At 65.2% G+C, this 17,623-nt stretch carries 16 protein-coding genes; 3 read left to right on the top strand and 13 right to left on the bottom strand.

Translation table 11 applies throughout. The annotated features are described in order from the left end of the window. Nucleotides 1–88 precede the first annotated feature (88 nt). Nucleotides 89–295 (bottom strand): cold-shock protein, encoded by a 207-nt coding sequence (locus QX039_RS14735; RefSeq protein WP_315735153.1) that lies wholly within the window; start codon nt 293–295, stop codon nt 89–91. A gap of 456 nt (nt 296–751) precedes the next feature. Here QX039_RS14735 and rpsU point away from each other — a divergent pair, with 456 nt between their 5' ends. Next, on the top strand, nt 752–1,075 hold the full coding sequence (rpsU, locus tag QX039_RS14730) for a 30S ribosomal protein S21 (protein ID WP_315773200.1): 324 nt from the start codon (nt 752–754) through the stop codon (nt 1,073–1,075). Nucleotides 1,076–1,130: 55 nt separating this feature from the next. Here the strand turns inward: rpsU and QX039_RS14725 are convergent, their stop codons facing one another. The 11 genes from QX039_RS14725 to cobS form a co-directional block, all read right to left on the bottom strand. Beyond that, a complete protein-coding gene (locus QX039_RS14725) occupies nt 1,131–1,319 on the bottom strand; it encodes a hypothetical protein (protein WP_315735157.1) in 189 nt (62 codons plus the stop codon). A gap of 249 nt (nt 1,320–1,568) precedes the next feature. Then, nucleotides 1,569–3,179 carry an ABC transporter ATP-binding protein gene (locus QX039_RS14720; RefSeq protein ID WP_315735159.1) on the bottom strand — a complete coding sequence of 537 codons (1,611 nt, stop codon included), beginning with the start codon at nt 3,177–3,179 and terminating at the stop codon, nt 1,569–1,571. Between the two features lie 4 nt (nt 3,180–3,183). Then, entirely contained in the window at nt 3,184–4,023 is an 840-nt protein-coding gene (locus QX039_RS14715; protein WP_315773198.1) for an ABC transporter permease, read from the bottom strand. Beyond that, a complete protein-coding gene (locus QX039_RS14710) occupies nt 4,020–4,991 on the bottom strand; it encodes an ABC transporter permease (protein ID WP_315735163.1) in 972 nt (323 codons plus the stop codon). The genes QX039_RS14715 and QX039_RS14710 overlap by 4 nt, the downstream gene beginning before the upstream one ends. An 80-nt stretch (nt 4,992–5,071) precedes the next feature. After that, nucleotides 5,072–6,619 (bottom strand): ABC transporter substrate-binding protein, encoded by a 1,548-nt coding sequence (locus QX039_RS14705; RefSeq protein WP_315735165.1) that lies wholly within the window; start codon nt 6,617–6,619, stop codon nt 5,072–5,074. A gap of 323 nt (nt 6,620–6,942) precedes the next feature. Next, nucleotides 6,943–7,368, bottom strand: a complete 426-nt coding sequence (locus QX039_RS14700; protein ID WP_315735167.1) for a hypothetical protein — start codon at nt 7,366–7,368, stop codon at nt 6,943–6,945. A gap of 182 nt (nt 7,369–7,550) precedes the next feature. Then, nucleotides 7,551–8,651, bottom strand: coding sequence for an LLM class flavin-dependent oxidoreductase (locus QX039_RS14695; protein WP_315735169.1), 1,101 nt, complete (start codon nt 8,649–8,651; stop codon nt 7,551–7,553). A gap of 217 nt (nt 8,652–8,868) precedes the next feature. Beyond that, nucleotides 8,869–9,981, bottom strand: a complete 1,113-nt coding sequence (locus tag QX039_RS14690) for an NADH:flavin oxidoreductase/NADH oxidase (protein WP_315735171.1) — start codon at nt 9,979–9,981, stop codon at nt 8,869–8,871. A 103-nt stretch (nt 9,982–10,084) separates the two neighbouring features. Beyond that, on the bottom strand, nt 10,085–11,161 hold the full coding sequence (locus QX039_RS14685; protein WP_315735173.1) for an esterase-like activity of phytase family protein: 1,077 nt from the start codon (nt 11,159–11,161) through the stop codon (nt 10,085–10,087). A 66-nt stretch (nt 11,162–11,227) separates the two neighbouring features. Continuing rightward, nucleotides 11,228–13,129 (bottom strand): cobaltochelatase subunit CobT, encoded by a 1,902-nt coding sequence (gene cobT, locus QX039_RS14680; RefSeq protein ID WP_315735175.1) that lies wholly within the window; start codon nt 13,127–13,129, stop codon nt 11,228–11,230. Nucleotides 13,130–13,273: 144 nt separating this feature from the next. Then, nucleotides 13,274–14,272 carry a cobaltochelatase subunit CobS gene (gene cobS / locus QX039_RS14675; protein WP_315735178.1) on the bottom strand — a complete coding sequence of 333 codons (999 nt, stop codon included), beginning with the start codon at nt 14,270–14,272 and terminating at the stop codon, nt 13,274–13,276. Between the two features lie 294 nt (nt 14,273–14,566). Between cobS and QX039_RS14670 the strand changes: the two genes are divergently transcribed. Then, the gene (locus QX039_RS14670; protein WP_315735180.1) at nt 14,567–15,223 is read left to right on the top strand and encodes a DedA family protein; all 657 of its coding nucleotides are present in this window, start codon (nt 14,567–14,569) and stop codon (nt 15,221–15,223) included. Nucleotides 15,224–15,228: 5 nt separating this feature from the next. On the opposite strand, the gene QX039_RS14665 is transcribed toward QX039_RS14670, so the two are convergent. Next, entirely contained in the window at nt 15,229–16,452 is a 1,224-nt protein-coding gene (locus QX039_RS14665) for a citrate synthase family protein (RefSeq protein ID WP_315735182.1), read from the bottom strand. Between the two features lie 81 nt (nt 16,453–16,533). On the opposite strand from QX039_RS14665, the gene QX039_RS14660 reads away from it, so the two are divergent. Then, complete coding sequence (locus QX039_RS14660) at nt 16,534–17,622, top strand: citrate synthase/methylcitrate synthase (RefSeq protein ID WP_315735184.1); 1,089 nt, start codon at nt 16,534–16,536, stop codon at nt 17,620–17,622. Nucleotide 17,623: the final 1 nt, after the last annotated feature.

Raw genomic sequence — 17,623 nt, 5'->3', positions numbered from 1 at the left:
CAGAAAGCCCGCTCAATACAGGATCGAGCGGGCAAACCAGCCATTTCAGTACATCCGTGAAATGGCCCAAGACGTCAGATCAGTACGATCAGACCAGCGCGAGATTTTCTGCGCTGGTTTTACCGCGCATCTTGTCCGTCTTGACCTCAAAACTGACTTTCTGGCCTTCAGCCAAGCCAGCGAGACCAGCGCGTTCAACCGCGCTGATGTGAACGAACACGTCGTTCCCGCCATCCTCCGGCTGAATGAAACCAAAGCCCTTCTGGCCGTTGAACCACTTGACGGTACCCTGCATGTCTATCTCCAAATCATTAATCGCGCGACCATCACGCGATCCTCATTCAACTGAGCGATGACTTTTGGAAATAGCCCACAGGCACATTCAGAAAGGCACAGCGGCTAATCGAACTACCTCAAGGTAGAGATTTTCTGGGGGAATACAAGGCCACGCGGCAAATATAGTTTGCCGAGAGCCGGAACCGTGAGTCGGCTCACGCTGGCAATATCAGCAAATTGCCCTTATCTTCACTGGACCATCGGTAACGGCCTGGCCATCGATGGCTGAGAGACACTCGTGCTCCCGCCTTCCGACGAAGGGGATCATCGTGTCTCGCACGTATTGTGCTCATCACATTGTGAGCAACACGTTTCATTGACGCCGCTCTGCTGAGCGCGCCGCTCCCCCGCCGCAGCGCTGATCGGCTTCGCCAACCTAATTTCATCGATAGAGATGAAGACAAGGAGGACACTTTTGCAGGTTCTTGTTCGTGACAACGACGTCGAGAAGGCGTTGCGCATCCTGAAGCGGAAGATGCAGCGCGAAGGCGTATTCCGCGAGATGAAGCGCCGCAGATCCTACGAGAAGCCATCGGAACGCAAGACGCGCGAGAAATCCGATGCAATCAGGCGCCAACGCAAAGTCGCGCGCAAGCTGGCCATCCGCGAAGGCTTGCTGCCTGCGCCGGTCAAGAAGGTACCTGCGTCGCGGCCGGGCGTGCTGCCCTCCACGACCTCGACGCGCCCCGATCGTGATCGGCCGCGGGATTCACTCACCTCTGCAACGCCGCGCAGCTGAGCGAACGACGGCATGTCCGCCGAAAACGACGGACCCGACGGAAAGAGGCTGGCGTTCACGCCAGCTTTTTCGGTTGTTTACCGGCGTTGTCGGCCGCTTCGCGCGCCAGGCGCTCGGCCTTCAGTCGCTCGCGGTTCTGATCGAACGCGGTCTGAGCCTTTTCATAGTCGCTCCTCGGCGGCTCGGCCGGCTTGAAGGCCTTGTGAGCCTCGCGCACGGCGGCCGTTGGCTTGCGCTCCGACATGATGACAGTCCTCGTTGGAATGGTGAACGCCGCTGCGACATCCTGTCGAGACTGGCATAGCATAGGCACGGTTCAATGACGGCCTCGGGTAGGCGGAGCCCGCTGTCTTGGCGCGGACCGGCTTGGACGACCACCCTGCGGCCTCATCGGGGCCCTTTCTATTATAATCCAAATACGCCGAAGATGTTGCAAGGAATTGAACCCGACCCGGTGCTCCATCGTTCCGACCGGCCGACGGCTTACGCACAATCACGCCATCCCGTGCTTGCGGCCGGGCACGGCAGCGAGCAACTCGCGCGTATAGGCGTGTTCGGGATTAGCGAACAGCGCCGCGGTCGGCTTCAGCTCGACGATCTCGCCCTTCTGCATGACAGCGATCCGATCGCAGATCTGCGCGGCCACCCGCAGGTCATGCGTGATGAACAGCATCGACAGACCAAGGCGCGCCTTCAAATCTTCCAGCAGCCGCAGCACCTGCGCCTGGACGGACACGTCGAGCGCCGACACCGCTTCATCCGCGACGATGATCTCCGGATCGAGCGCGAGCGCGCGCGCAATGCCGATGCGCTGACGCTGGCCGCCGGAGAATTCATGCGGGTAGCGGCCGATGGCGCCGGCGTCGAGCCCGACCATGCCGAGCAATTCCTGCGCGCGTTTCAGCGCTGCGTCGAGCGCGGTGCCGCGGGCGACCATGCCGTCGGCGATGATGCGGCCGACCTTGCGGCGCGGGTTGAGCGAGGCGAACGGATCCTGGAAAATCATCTGGATGCGATGACGCTGCGCGCGCAATGCGCGGCCGTCCAGCGCCGTGAGATCGACATCGCCGATCCGCACCGTGCCGCGATCGGCCTCGATCAGCCGCATCACCAGACGCGCAACGGACGACTTTCCTGAGCCGGACTCGCCGACGAGTCCGAGCGTCTCGCCCTGATGGATTGCGAAATTGACCGCATGCGCAGCGCGCGTCTCACGCTTCGGACGGAACCAGCCAGTCGGCGTCACATAGGTCTTGTCGAGCCCGATCACCTCCACCGCCCGAGGAGCAGCCTCGCGTGATTGACGCGGTGGCGGGTCGAACGACGGCACGGCCGCGAGCAGCGCCTTGGTGTAGTCGTGATGCGGCTGGCCGAGCACGGCGGCGGCCGTGCCCTCCTCCACCACCTTACCATGGCGCAGCACCACGACCTGGTCGGCGATATCGGCGACGACGCCGAAATCATGGGTGATGAACATCACCGCCATGTTGTGGCTGGCCTGCAGGTTGCGGATCAGCTTGAGGATCTGCGCCTGGGTCGTGACGTCGAGCGCGGTGGTCGGCTCGTCCGCGACGAGCACGGCCGGCTCGAGCGCGAGTGCCATCGCGATCATCGCCCGCTGGCGCTGGCCGCCGGAGAGCTGATGCGGATAGGCGCGGATGATGCGCTCCGGATCTGGCAGCCCGACCTCACGCGCCAGCGCCAGCGCCTTGGCGCGGCGCTCCCGGGGGCTCAGCAGATCATGCGCTTCGAACACCTCCATCAGTTGCTCGCCGATCCGCATTAGCGGATTGAGCGCGGTCATCGGCTCCTGGAACACCATAGCGATGCGGCGGCCGCGCAGATCGCGCCAGCCTTCGGCATCGACGGCAAGCAGGTCGCGTCCCTCGAAGCGGATCTCGCCGCTCTCGACTCTGACAGTATCCGGCAGCAGGCCGAGCAGCGCATGCGCGCACATCGACTTGCCCGAGCCGGATTCGCCGACCACGCAGACGATTTTGCCGGCGGTGAGATCGAACGAGACGCCGTCGACCGCATGGGCGCGCTCTGCGCCCGTCGGCAAGGCGATGCGGAGGTTCCTGATGGCAACGACGGGATCGGCCATCTTCTCACCTGCCCTCGCGCGACAGGCGCGGGTTGAGCGCATCGTTCAGCCCCTCGCCGATCAGATTGAGGCCGAGCACCGACAGCAGGATCGCGACGCCAGGAAACACCGTGATCCACCACGCCTGACGAATGACGGTGCGACCGGCGCCGACCATGTAGCCCCAGGAGATCAGGTTGGGATCGCCGAGGCCGAGGAACGACAGCGAGGATTCCAGGAGGATCGCGGTCGCGACCATCAGCGAGGCCAGCACGATCACCGGCGACAGCGCGTTGGGCAGGATCTCGCGCCAGATGATCCAGGCATTGCTCTGTCCGGTGACGATGGCCGCCTGGACATATTCGCGGGTACGCAAGGACAGCACCTCGCCACGCACCAGCCGCGCCACCGGCGGCCAGCTGACGAGGCCGATGGCGGCGACGATCGAATAGATCGACGGCTGCAGGATCGCGACCAGCACGATGGCGAGCGCGAAGCTCGGGATGGTCTGGAAGAACTCGGTGAAGCGCATCAGCGCATCATCGACGCGGCCGCCGAAATAGCCGGCGATGGCGCCGAGCGGCACGCCGACGATCAGCGCAACGAGTGTCGAGACGAGACCGACCAGCAACGAGACGCGGGCGCCGAAGATCAGGCCGGCGAGCACGTCGCGTCCCAGCGCATCGGTGCCGAGCGGGACCTTCGACAGCGTGAACGGCGGAACGAACGGCCGCTGCACCATGCGCCATGGTGAATTGGGGAAGTAGACCGGCCCGGCCACCGCGATCACGATCGCCAGAACGAGAATGATCAGCCCGATGATGCCGCTCGGGCTGCGCAGCATGGTGCGCCAGAACTGCCTCATGAGGCGTACTCGATGCGCGGATCGACCAGTCGGTAGACGAGGTCGGTGACGAGATTGAAGATCAGCACCATGGCGGAGGAGACCACGAACACGCCGAGCAGCAGGTTGTAGTCGCGCTGGATCAGCGCGTCGTACATCAGCCGGCCGATGCCCGGCCAGGCGAAGACCGTCTCGGTCAGCACCGCGCCGCCAACCAGGGTGCCGGCGTGAACGCCGGCGAGGGTCACCACCGGCAGCAGCGCGTTGCGCAGCACGTGGCGGCGCAGGATGACGCCATCGCGCAACCCCTTCGCGCGCGCGGTCTTGACGAAGTCGAGGCGCTTGACCTCGAGCATCGAGGCGCGGGTCATGCGAGTGTAGGTCGCCATGAAGAACAGGCCGAGCGTGGCAGCCGGCATGGCGAGATGCGCGGCGACGTCGAGCGCATGGCGGACTCCCGTATAGCCGGCACCGACCGTTTCATAGCCGAAGCTCGGCAACCAATCGACCCAGACCGAGAACAGCAGGATCGCGATCAGGGCGATCCAGAACAGCGGCGTCGCGTAGAAGATCAGCGCGAGCACAGTAATTGCAGTATCGAGGATCGTGCCGGCGAAGCGCGCGGCGAGGGCGCCGAACAGGATGCCGAGACCGAGCGAGATCGCGAACGCGGTGAGCGTCAGCAGCAGCGTCGCCGGCAGCCGCTCGGCGATCAGCCTGGCGACCGGCGCCTGCTGGCGAAACGAGAAGCCGAGATCGAGGCTGGCAATGCCCTTGACGTAGATGAGAAGCTGTTCCGGCAGCGGACGGTCGAGGCCGAATTTTTCGCGCAACTGCGCCACGAAAATCTGGTCGGAGGCGCCGGCTTCGCCGGCCATGACGACGGCCGGATCGCCCGGCGCCAGCCGGATCAGGAAGAAATTCAGCACGATGATGGCGAGAAGGACGATGACGCCTTTCACGACGCGCTGGGCGATGAAGGAGAGCATGAAAGGTCCGTGGAGGTCAGCTCGGCAAGACAGCGAAACACCGGAGCGCGGGGATCATGGCCGCGCCCCGGAGTGCACCGCTATTTGTCGAGCCAGGCATCGCGAAAGCCGTCGTTGACGCCGATGCCAGTGGTGATGAGGTTCTTCACCTTGCACTTGGTGATGGTCGGGAACTGCAGCTCGAGCAGCCAGGCAACGGGTACGTCCTCAGCCAATATCTTCTGCACCTTGTCATAGGCCTCCTTGCGCTTGGCGTCGGTCGGCGCCGTGGCGCCCTCTGCAAACAGCTTGTCGACCTCCGAGTTGGAGTAGCCCTCGACGTTGTTGAACAGCTGGCCCTTGGCGATCGCCGAGGTGATGTAGTTGCGGGAGACGCCGAGCGCGGGATCGCCGTACTGATAGAGATAAGTGAAGGCGATGTCGTAGTCCCACTCCATGATCTTCTGGTTGCCGCCCGGGACGTCAGTCGCGATCGTCTCGATGTTCATGCCGACATCCTGCAGGTTCTGCTTCACCGCCTCGCCCCAGCGCTGCCAGGTCTCGCCATAGGCCAGCGGCAGCATGCGGATCTTCTCGCCCTTGTAGCCGGCCTCCTTGAGCAGCGCCTTCGCCTTGGCCGGGTCATACGGATATTTCGGCACGTCGTCGCTGTAGAACTTGATGGTCGACGCCGACGGGCCGGTGGCCACCTTGCCGAGGCCGTTCCAGATCACGTCCTTGGCGAAGTCGCGGTCGATGGCGTACATGATCGCCTGACGCACCTTCTTGTTGGCCAGGATCGGATTGCGGTTGTTGAGCCACATCCAGGCCAGCGGCGAGAAGAACTCCCAGCCGGCGCCGGTGACGCAGGCGCCGGGCAGCTTGGAGACGCGCGGCACGTCGAAATTCTCGATCGAGCCGCCCGGCAGCACGTCCACCTTGCCGGTCTCGAAGGCGACCGCGCGCGCGGCAGCGTCGGGAATGATCTGCCAGTAGACCTCGTCGAGATAGGGCTTGCCCTTCTCATGGTAGTTCGGATTTTTCACCATCCGGATGAAGGAGCCCTTCTGCCATTCCTTGAACATGAAGGGGCCGGTGCCGACAGGCGCGTTGTTGTTCGGATTGGTCTTGTAGTCGGTGCCCTCATACAGGTGCTTCGGCACCATCGGCATCGAGCCGACCTCGAAGATGCCGATGAAGGGACCGAACGGCTCCTTCAGCGTGAACACCACCGTGAGATCATCCGGCGCCTCGACTTTCTCGACCATCACGAGGTTGTTGCGGGCGCGCGCATGCGTCTGCTTCAGCATCTCGATCGAGAACAGCACGTCGGCCGAGGTGAACGGCTTGCCGTCGTGCCAGGTCACGCCGGGCTTCAGCTTGAAAGTGTAGACCTTGGCATCCGGGCTGATGGTCCAGCTCTCGGCGAGGCCGGGCAGCGGTTCGAGCTTGGGGCTGTAGCGCAGCAGGCCTTCGAAGATGTTGCCGGCGACCATCTGCGTCGGGCCGTTCTGGACCATCGCGAGCATCAGGCCGGGCGGCTCGGGCTGAATCACCGCGTTGACCACGCCGCCGACCTTCGGCTCCTCCGCTTGCGCCGCGGACAGTCCGCAGCCAATGACTACACCCAGCAGCACCCGTTTCAACATGATGAACTTCCCAAATGTCATTGCGGGCCGCGATGCATCAAGCGCGCCAAGGTGCGCGATATCGCCATGCGGCTTCTGATGTGATGCCTGCTCTGGGCGCATGGACTGTTGGATCGTCCGCGCGCAGCGCCGTAGAACGGGCTCCAATACGACCGCGGGCAACGCTTTGGAAACGTCGCCAGGACCTGTGTCAGTCGCGCAATGCGCCCCCGGACGACGCGGCTCACAGGTCGAGCCCCTTGATGCAAAGGCTCACACGATCGCGATCGCGGCCGCAAGATGAAACTCGCGACAGCGTTAGCCCAAAAATTGAACAGGGATAATCAGCGCCGCAGACGCGCGATCGCGCCGGAAACGATCTGCATGATCACGCCAATGATCCAGCCGACCATGATCAGCGACGTCCAGACGATGTGCGGATCTTCGCGCAGGATGATGATGGCGACGGCGAAGAACGCCGTCAGGGTCGCAAGAAAGGTCCCGACGGCGCTCAGGAATTCGGCCGTATCGATCTTCGTCTCCGCAGGTGAGTCCTCGTCATGCGGATGAAAAGGGAGTTGCGGCGTGTCGATGCCGAGATAGAAGCCCAGTGCCCCAGATAGCATCATCACGATCAGGAAGCCCTGCGTGGTCAGCAACGGAACGCTGGAGCCGACATGGGCCCCGACGAAGACGCCGCAGGCGGCCCCCGCCAGAGCCAAACCCGAGCGTTCGAGGATATGGGCAAACTTCCTGACGCGAAACCGCATGACTCGCCCCCAAATGTCAGACCCGCCACGCGCATGCAACGGATTCGACGCCTGGACCGTCCTAACGGCAAGACCGTCACCCAAACGTCAAATCTGAAGCTGCACTCGCGCGAAGATTTTAGCTACACTTCTTTTGACGCCAGCACTGCCCGAAAGGGAGGGCGAATGCTGACGTCAATATACTAGGCGGCCCTGGTCAGGTCGGCATTGAGGTGGCTCAACCTCGGCATGACCTCCTGCTTCAAGAGGCGCAGCGAGTTGTGCCAGGCTTCCGGCCTGTGCTTGTAGTCGAAGCCGAACACGCACAGCGTGCCGAAGCCGCCGACCTCATGCCAGATCTTCTCGATCTTCTCGGTCACCGTGGCCGGCGAGCCGACGATCCAGTTGCGCTTGGCGCAATAATCCACCGTCACGTCGGAATCGGGCACATCGGGTGAGTGCTTCAGATAGTCCTTGAAGCCGAAATGACCGAGCAGGGGCAGGAAGTATTCGCCCATCATCCGTCCCATCATGTCGCCGGAGGACAAGCGCCAGGCTTCCTCGTCCGTATCGGCGACGAACACCTCGCGCACCAGCCGCCAATCGCTGCGGCTGGGCTTGCGACCGGACTTGGCGGCGCCGGCCTCGACCGAGTCCCAGTGCGACGACACATAGGCGGGGTTGAGGTTGAGGCTCATCGGGATGAAGCCGCGCTCACCGGCGAGCTTCAGCGTGTCGGAGTTCTTCGACAGGCCGGCGACGCCGATCGGCGGATGCGGCGTCTGGATCGGCTTGATGTGTGGCTTGAGGAAGTCGAACATCACATCGGGCTTGGTCACCGTCCAGTACTTGCCCTTGTACGTCCATGGCGCGTCCTCGGACCACATCTTCAGGATGATCTCCAGCGCCTCGCGCGTCATCTCGCGGTTCTGGCCGCTCATGCCGTCGACGTTGAACATCGCCCAGTCGCTCGGCAGGCCGGATGCGGCAATGCCGAAATTGAGGCGGCCGTCGGAGAGGTGATCGAGCATCGCGACGCGATTGGCGAGCTCGGCCGGGTGATGATAGGGCAGCAGGAAGCCGCCGGGCCCGAGCCGGATGTTCTTGGTTTCGCGGAAGGCCTGCGCCAGAATCAGGTCGGGCGCCGGATGCGGCTCCCACGGCGCGGTGTGATGCTCGCCGATCCAGGCTTCCTGATAGCCGAGTTCGTCGAGCCACCGCAGGACCTGCAGGTCCCACTCCTGCCCCTCCTTCAATCCGCACTCCGGCGGATGCGAGGGCATCGTGAAATATCCGATTTCCATGGCGCTTTCCTCTCGCGTTTATATTGCGGCGCATCTTTGCGATGCGCTCATCTTCACGCGAGACGAAACACGACCAGACGAGTCGGCATCGCCGCACGTGGTCTGCGAAGTCTAGCACTTCGTCCGACAGCGACAATCGTCAGCCGTGTCGCGGGCGGAATGATGACCGCAGAATTTTGCAACGCTGATGCGCAACATTGCGGTCATCAATTGCACGTCAGCGTGCGCCGAACGTCGTCCTGCCGAACAGCTCCTTCTGCGTCGACGGCTGCGAGCGCCAGTATTGCGGAGGTGCGGCGACTTGTCCGCCGAGCTCCGCTGCGGCGTGCCAGCCCCAGCGCGGGTCATAGAGCATGCCGCGGGCCAGCGCGACCATGTCGGTCTTGCCCGAGGCCACGATCTCCTCGGCTTGCTGCGCCTGCGTGATGAGACCGACCGCAATGGTGGGAAGCGCCGTCGCCTGTTTCACGGCCGCGGCGAACGGCACCTGATAGCCGGGTCCGAGCGTGATCTTCTGCAACGGCGACACGCCGCCCGAGGAGACGTCGATCCAATCGGCGCCGCGGCGCTTCAGCTCTTGCGCAAACGTGATGGTCTGATCGAGATCCCAGCCGCCGTCGACCCAATCGGTCGCCGAGACGCGCACGCCGACCGGTCTGTCCGCCGGAAATACCGCCCGCACCGCATCGAACACGTCGAGCGGAAACCGCATGCGGTTTTCGAGCGAGCCGCCATAGGCGTCGCTGCGCTGGTTGGCGATCGGCGACAGAAACTGATGCAGCAGATAGCCATGCGCGCCGTGGAGCTCGATCGCGTCGATGCCGAGGCGCGCGGCTCGTTGGGCTGCGGAAACGAACGCATCGCACACCCGCTTCAGTCCGGCTGCATCGAGCTCCTGCGGCGCGAGCTCGCCATCCTTGTGCGGCAGGGCCGAGGGCGCGACCGTCTGCCATCCGCCGTCCGCGAGCGGAATCTGCTGTCCGCCATCCCACGGCTTGTGGCTGGAGCCCTTGCGTCCGGCATGAGCGAGCTGCATCGCGACCGCAGCCTTCGCATGTTTGCGAACCGAGGTCAGGATGGGCTTCAGCGCAGCTTCCGTCGTATCGTCCCACAGCCCGAGGCAGCCGGGGGTGATGCGCCCGATCGGCTCGACATGCGTCGCCTCGATGCAGAACATCGCCGCGCCCGACAGCGCCAGCGTGTTGATGTGGGTGAAGTGCCAGTCATTGGCCGCACCATTCTCGGCCGAGTACTGGCACATCGGCGACACCATGATGCGGTTGGCGAGTTCGAGGTGGCGCAGCTTGATCGGAGAAAACAGGGCGCTCATGCTGAGTTCCAGGTTGCGACGGTGGACGCGATGATCTGATGGCGGCGAGTGTCGATCATGGACGAGGCGCGGTCAACGCGAGGCGCCGCAGCGGCGCCGCGGCTCACTCCACCAGCGTGAACTGCAGCAGCAGCGTGCGCTGGATCATCGAGAAATTGTCGTCGGACACCAGCGTCAGCACGGTCTCGCCCTCCGGCGTGACATGCGCATCGATGCCCTCGAGATTGTCGATCTCCTGCCCGAGATCGGCGGAGAAGATCGCCGGACCATCGACCAGCGCGCCCGGCGCGATCTGCGCAAGCATCAGCCGGCGGATTCGAATGCCGACCCCGTTGAACAGCGAGAACTTGCGTTCGAGCACCAGCAGATCGCCCGACGGCAGCAGCACGGCATCGCTGACGTCGAACTCGTTGCTGCGGACGATGCTGAACTGTCCCGCCGCGGGTCCGCCGATCAGGAAGGCGAGCAGATTGCCGTTCGGGTCCAGACCGCGCTCGGAGAGCGCGATCAGGGCGCCGGCGAGCGGCAGGCCCTTCGGCACGACTACCAACGCTTCCAGTCCCTTGTTGTGGGGTAGCCGCTTGGCGGCCGGCGGCAGCGGCACGATCTCGCCGCGCGCGCCGGTTCCGCCCTTGGCGAAATCGTAGCGCAAGAGCTGGTTGACGCGCTCGAGGCCGACATAGACGATGTCGCCATCGCGAGCGAGCGACTCGGAATCATACCAGCCGCGATCGGTGATGGGCCGTCCGTCCGGACCGAGCAGCGGCGCCGCTTCGACATCGGCGAGCCCCGCGATTTCGCGGCCGGAATAAGCAATGCGGCCGGTGAACCAACCGCCCTTGTCGCTGACCGCGAGGAAGCGTTCACCCTTGGCATCGAGCCGGATGCCAGACAGGCCGCCGAAGCCGGGATAGGACGAGGTCAGCGCCACGCCGCTGCGATACTGCAGCATCCCGAAGCGCAGATGGGTCCTATCGCGGAGGTCGAACGCAGGCAGCGGTCGCGCATTGACCTCGATCTTCGCCGGCGACGTGACGGAGTGCTCGTCGGAAGCTGCGCGTCTGCGGACAGGCGTCGGAGCGAGTTGCGCACGAGCCGTCGTGGACCATGCGAATGCCGACACTCCGCCGATGGTCAGCGCGAGAAAGCGCCTGCGGTCGGCAATCGCCTGCAGCGACATCGTCAGCGGAGCCCCCTCCCCCACCTCCTCCGAAGCGGAGGAGGGACGCAGCCGGCCGACGGCCGCTTACGAATGCAGCCTGCGCTTTTGCCCCGGCGCAGGCTGCGGCGCAGCGTGGGTCTCCGTGAACAATTCGGCGAGCTTCTCGGTGATGGCGCCACCGAGCTCCTCGGCATCGACGATGGTCACCGCACGACGGTAGTAGCGCGTGACGTCGTGGCCGATGCCGATCGCGATCAGCTCGACCGGCGAGCGAGTCTCGATCTCCTCGATGATGTGGCGCAGATGCCGCTCCAGATAGTTGCCCGGATTGACCGACAGCGTGGAGTCATCGACCGGCGCACCGTCCGAGATCATCATCAGGATCTTGCGCTGCTCGGTACGCCCGAGCAGGCGCTTGTGCGCCCAGTCGAGCGCCTCGCCGTCGATGTTCTCCTTCAGCAGCCCCTCGCGCATCATCAGGCCGAGATTCTTGCGCGCCCGCCGCCACGGCGCATCGGCCGACTTGTAGATGATGTGGCGGAGATCGTTGAGGCGGCCGGGATTGGCCGGCTTGCCGGCGGCGAGCCACGCCTCGCGCGACTGCCCGCCCTTCCAGGCCCGCGTCGTGAAGCCGAGGATCTCGACCTTGACGCCGCAGCGCTCGAGCGTGCGGGCGAGAATGTCGGCGCAGGTCGCGGCCACCGTGATCGGGCGTCCGCGCATCGAGCCGGAATTGTCGAGCAGCAGCGTGACGACCGTATCGCGGAAGGTCGCCTCCTTCTCGCGCATGAACGACAGCGGCTGATAGGGATCGATGACCACGCGCGACAGCCGCGCCGGATCGAGGACGCCTTCCTCGAGATCGAACTCCCAGGCGCGGTTCTGCTGCGCCATCAGCCGGCGCTGCAGCCGGTTGGCGAGCCGCGCCACGATGCCTTGCAGGTGCGCAAGCTGCTTGTCGAGATAGGAGCGCAGGCGCTCCAGCTCGTCGTGGTCGCACAGGTCCTCCGCCGCGATGATCTCGTCGAACTTCGGCGCGAAGGCGTGATATTCGGGGCCGCGCGGCTCGTTCGCACCGCCTCGGTTCGGACGCGTCGCCTCACCCGGCGTCTCGTCGTCGCCGAGTTCGCCGTCATCGAGCGTGTCGGACGCCGAGGCCTGTGCCGCCTCCATGGCGCTCTCCGACATCTCGTCCGACGTCGTCTGCGCCTGGTCTGCGCTCATCTCCTGCGCAGCGTCGGATTCGGGCGAGCCCTCGGCGCCGGACTGCTCATTGTCGCCGTCGCGGTTGTCGTCGTTGTCCTCGTCCTCTTCCGAATCGGCGTTGCGCTCATCGCCGAGATCGAGCGCCGACAAGAGATCGTGGACGAGGTCGCCGAACTTGGCCTGATCCTCGGTGAAGCGGCCGAGCTCATCGAGACGCTGGCCGATCCTGTCCTCCAGGAACGGACGCCAGAGATCGACCACCTTGCGCGCCGCATTCGGCGGCGCCATGCCGGTGAGGCGCTCGCGCACCATCATGGCCAGCGCATCCGACAGCGGCGCGTCGGCGCGGTCGGTGATCTCGTCATATTTGCCGCGATGGAAGTGATCGTCGAGCATCGCCGTGAGATTCCTGGCGACGCCGGCCATGCGTTTTGCACCGATCGCCTCGACGCGGGCCTGCTCGACCGCCTCGAACACGCCGCGCGCCTGCGGATTGCCCGGGATCAGCTTGCGATGGATTTTCGGATCATGACAGGCGAGCTTCAGCGCGATCGAGTCGGCATGGCCGCGCACCACGGCGGCGTCGCGCTTGGTCATCTTGCGCGCCGGCTCCGGCAGCCGGGCCTTGCCCGGCGCAAGGCCGGGACGCTCGGCCGCGAAGGAGACTTCGAGCTCGGGCGCCCTGGCGATCGCGCGCAGGCACCCCGTGACCGACCTCTTGAAAGGTTCGGTTGGTGCTTCCTTGACGCCAGGACGGGGCTTGTTGCTCGGTGTGGTCATCTGATTCCTGCGGCTATCGTCCCGGCGAACGCCAGGCCCGATAACCACCGGCGTTCGTTTGTTCGCACTCGCTCTCCCGCATCACCCGACGAGAGAGGCCGCGGCGTATGGGTCCCGGCCCGAGGCCAGGACGACGCCGGTGTGTCAGCTCAGCGCCACGTTGATGGAGGATTCCGGCAGCTCCGCATTGAAGCAGCGCTGATAGAATTCCGCGACCAGCGGACGCTCGAGCTCGTCGCACTTGTTGAGGAACGTCACACGGAAGGCGAAGCCGATGTCGCCGAAGATCTCGGAGTTCTCGGCCCAGGTGATCACCGTGCGCGGGCTCATCACCGTCGACAGATCGCCATTGGCGAAGGCGTTGCGCGTGAGGTCGGCGAGCCGCACCATCTTGTTGACGGTGTCGCGGCCCTGTGCGTTCTGATAGTGCTTGGCCTTGGCCAGCACGATCTCGACCTCCTCGTCATGGGCGAGGTAGTTGAGCGTGGTGACGATCGACCAGCGGTCCATCTGGCCCTGGTTGATCTGCTGGGTGCCGTGATAGAGGCCCGAAGTGTCGCCGAGCCCGATGGTGTTGGCGGTCGCGAACAGACGGAACGCCGGGTGCGGCTTGATCACCTTGTTCTGGTCGAGCAGGGTCAGCCGGCCCGACACTTCAAGCACGCGCTGGATCACGAACATCACGTCCGGACGGCCGGCATCATATTCGTCGAACACCAGCGCGACGTTGTGCTGCAGCGCCCAGGGCAGGATACCATCCCGAAACTCGGTGACCTGCTTGCCGTCTCTGACCACGATCGCGTCCTTGCCGACGAGGTCGATACGGCTGATGTGGCTGTCGAGGTTGACGCGCACGCACGGCCAGTTGAGTCGCGCCGCGACCTGCTCGATATGGGTCGACTTGCCGGTGCCATGGTATCCGGTCACCATCACACGGCGATTCTTGGCGAAGCCGGCCAGGATCGCCAGCGTCGTGGCGCGGTCGAAGCGGTAGTCGGCGTCGACCTCGGGGACATGCGGGTCGCTTGCGGAAAAAGCCGGCACCTCAAGGTCGCTGTCGATCCCAAACACCTGCCGCACCGACACCTTCATGTCGGGCACACCGGTCATCTCCTGCGCATTGGTCGTAGCGGCGGTCGTCATTCATCCTCCGAGGTCCCGGGCATTCCCGAAACCAGATTTCATGTTTGGCTGCGGTTGAAGGGCTTCAACGCCAGCCTAGCAGAGAGCACGCGCGGGCAGAAGCCTAAGCCTTGATCAAAGTTCCGTCGTTATATCATCGAGATAGGCATGAGTGGCCGTTTTCGAAAGGCTGCCCTGCGAATCGTGCCACCTTTTCGCCCACCGGCTCTTCCCAGGATCTCGACGTGGCACCCGGAGCCGGGGTTCCTACTTATCGAGGAGCTCCCGCCCACCCTCTCCACCAACAGGAACCGCGTGGCCCATCTGTTCGATCCCCTCATTGCCTTCGTCTCAGCGCATGCGGGACTGGCCTATCTCACCCTGTTTCTGGCCGCCCTGCTGGAGGCGATCCCGATCATGGGCTCGGTGGTTCCAGGCACGACCATCATCCTGGCGCTGAGCGCGTTGATTCCGGGCGGCGAGCTGACCCTGCAATGGGTGCTGGCGGCGGCCATCCTGGGCGCGGTGCTGGGGGACGGCGGGGCGTTCTGGGTCGGCCATCGCAGGCAGCGCGAGATCCTGACGAGTTGGCCGTTCTCGAACTATCCGCGCCTGGTGGCGCAGAGCGAGGCCTTCTTCCACCGTTTCGGCACCCTGGCGATCTTCTTCGCCCGCTTTGTCGCGCCGATCCGCGCCGTCGTGCCGATCACGGCCGGCGCGCTCGACATCCCTCCGCCGCGCTTCTACGCCGTGAACATCCCTGCCATCGTGCTGTGGGCCTGCGCCCATGTCCTGCCCGGAGTATTCGCCGTGCAGCTGTTGCACCGCTATGGCGGCATTCCGCATCATAGCCATATCGCCAAATCCACCTGGATCATCGCGGCGATCGCCGGAACGATCGTGGTCTGGCTGGTCCTCAGATTGACGCGGAAGCGGCGCGAGACGCAGCTGGCGGCCGGCGCCGCGGATTAGAACGGCTACAGCGAATCCAACATGGCGCCGCGGCCGGGTGCGGGTCCGATATAGCGGGCGCGCGGGCGGATCAGGCGGCCATGCTGCAGCTGCTCGCAGGCGTGGGCGATCCAGCCGACGCAGCGGGCCATCGCGAACAGCGCCAGCTCGCTGCCGGCGGGCAGACGCAGACTATGCACCAGCACCGCAAGCGCGTAGTCGATGTTAACGAACTCGCCGGTCGCCTCTGCGATCCGCTCCGGCACCTCGCGGGTGAATTTGCGCGGCGCGCCGGCCCGCGTCAGCGCCTCCAGCAGCGAGATCGCGCGCGGATCACCGCGCTTGTAGACGCCATGCCCGAACCCGGCGAAGCGCTCGCCCAGCGCCACCCGCTCGCGGATCAGCGGCGCGACATCGCGATCGATGAGTGCCTTCACCAGTTGCGACGCCAGCACGCCGGCACCGCCGTGCTGCGGCCCTTTGAGCGCCACAAGACCCGCGATGACGGCATCGTAGAGGCTGAGGCCCGTCGACGCCGCACAGCGGACGGTGAAGGTCGACGCGTTCAGCTCATGATCGGCAAGCAGCACCAAGGTGCGGCGGATCAGGTCCGGCGCATGTTCGTGTCCGGGCGCCCAGCTCCGCGCGACCTGAACATGGAGCGGATCGGCTGACGCGGGCTGGTTCAGCATGGTTGCGACCACAAGCCGAACGATGCGGGCGCCGACCAGCGCCCGACCGTCGGGTGCGCGGTTGAAGGCCGCGGGATCAGCATGTGTCGCCAGCGCCAGCACCGCGATGGCGCGGTCGATCGGCGCCGCGCGCCGCGCGGCATCGGCGATGAGACTCATCTCCTCCGACGCGGCCGGAAGGTTGTCTGGCGCAAACGGATCGAGCGCGGTCACGTCCCACAACAGTGTCGCGGCATGCTCCAGCGTGTCGCGCTCGGCCAGGTCGACGCAATTGACGCCGCGATAGATCGGACCGGCTTCGGTGATCGTCGACACAGCGGAATCGAACACGGGGAGATCCGCATCGAAGCTGCGGAAAGCGCGCGGCTCAGGGGCCGGCGCACGACGCTCCTTCAGGGCGCGGATGTCCTCGGCGCGATAGCGGCTGCTGCGCGAGTTCGGCGACGGCTCGGAGCGGACCAGGCCGCGGCTGACATAGGCGTAGAGGGTGGCCGGCGAGATCGCGAGCTCGGCCGAAGCTTCACGGGCAGATAGGTAAAGTCCGCTGTCTTTTTTCATATTGATCAGCTTAATCAAGATTGATCAAGTTGTCGACTGGGCGGATCTTGCCGGCGTGACCACTCGTGAAGGAGACCCGCCATGACCATCCACCTCGGCAAGACCCCGATCGGCCTCGACGGCATCGCCGCCGCCGAGACCGTGCTCAGCCACGTCGACGGCCAGCAGGGAGAGCTCATCATCGCCGGCGCCCGTGTGGCCGATCTCGCCGCTGCCAACGGCTTCGAGGGCGTGACGGCCCGGCTATGGAGCGCGGCCACGAAGCGCACCGTCGGCGAGGCCGAGGTCCGCGCCAGCCTTGGTCGTGCCCGCGAGCGTGCCTTTGCCCGGCTGCCCGAGCTGCTCGCCGCGACCTCCGGCCTGTCGATCATCGACGGCTTCCGCGCCGCGGTCGCGGCGCTGCGCCACGAACCCGGGCTCGACGACGAAGCCACGATCGTCGGCGCCTGCCCGGTGATCGCCGGCGCCTTGGTCCAGCGCGCGCAGGGAGCGCAGCCGATTGCCCCCGACCCTGATGCCAGCCACGCCGCCGATACGTTACGGATGGTGCGTGGCGATAGGCCCGAGAGCGGGGAGGTGGCGGCCTTGGACACCTATCTCGTCACCGTCAGCGATCACGGCATGAACGCCTCGACATTCGCCGCGCGGGTCGTGGCCTCGACCCAGGCCGACCTGTTCGCGTCGGTGACCGCCGGCTATTGCGCGCTCACCGGCCCGCTGCATGGCGGAGCGCCGGAGCCGGTGCTGGAGATGCTCAATGCGATCGGGACGCGCGACAACATCAAGCCGTGGGTCGACGCGGCGCTAGGCCGCGGAGAGCGGCTGATGGGGTTCGGGCATCGGATCTATCGCGTGCGCGATCCGCGCGCCGACGTGCTCAAGGGCGCGATCGAGCGGCTGGCGGGCAGCGGGGCTGATCTGCCGTTTGCGAGCGAGGTAGAGGCTTACATCCGCCAAGCGCTGCGGCAGAAGAATCCGGAGCGCGTGCTCGACACCAATGTGGAGTTCTTCACCGCCATCCTGCTCGATGCACTGAAGATTCCGCGGCAGGCGTTCACGCCGATCTTCGCGGTGGCGCGTGCGGCAGGCTGGACGGCGCATGCCCGCGAGCAGCAGCGGACGGGGCGGCTGATCCGGCCCAGCTCGGCCTATATCGGGCCGAAGCCCTGAA

Source organism: Bradyrhizobium sp. SZCCHNR1043, from assembly GCF_032489675.1.
In the GTDB taxonomy this organism is placed as follows: domain Bacteria; phylum Pseudomonadota; class Alphaproteobacteria; order Rhizobiales; family Xanthobacteraceae; genus Bradyrhizobium.
Note: the sequence above shows the minus strand (reverse complement) of the source record. Positions and strands in the feature narration are given on the sequence as shown.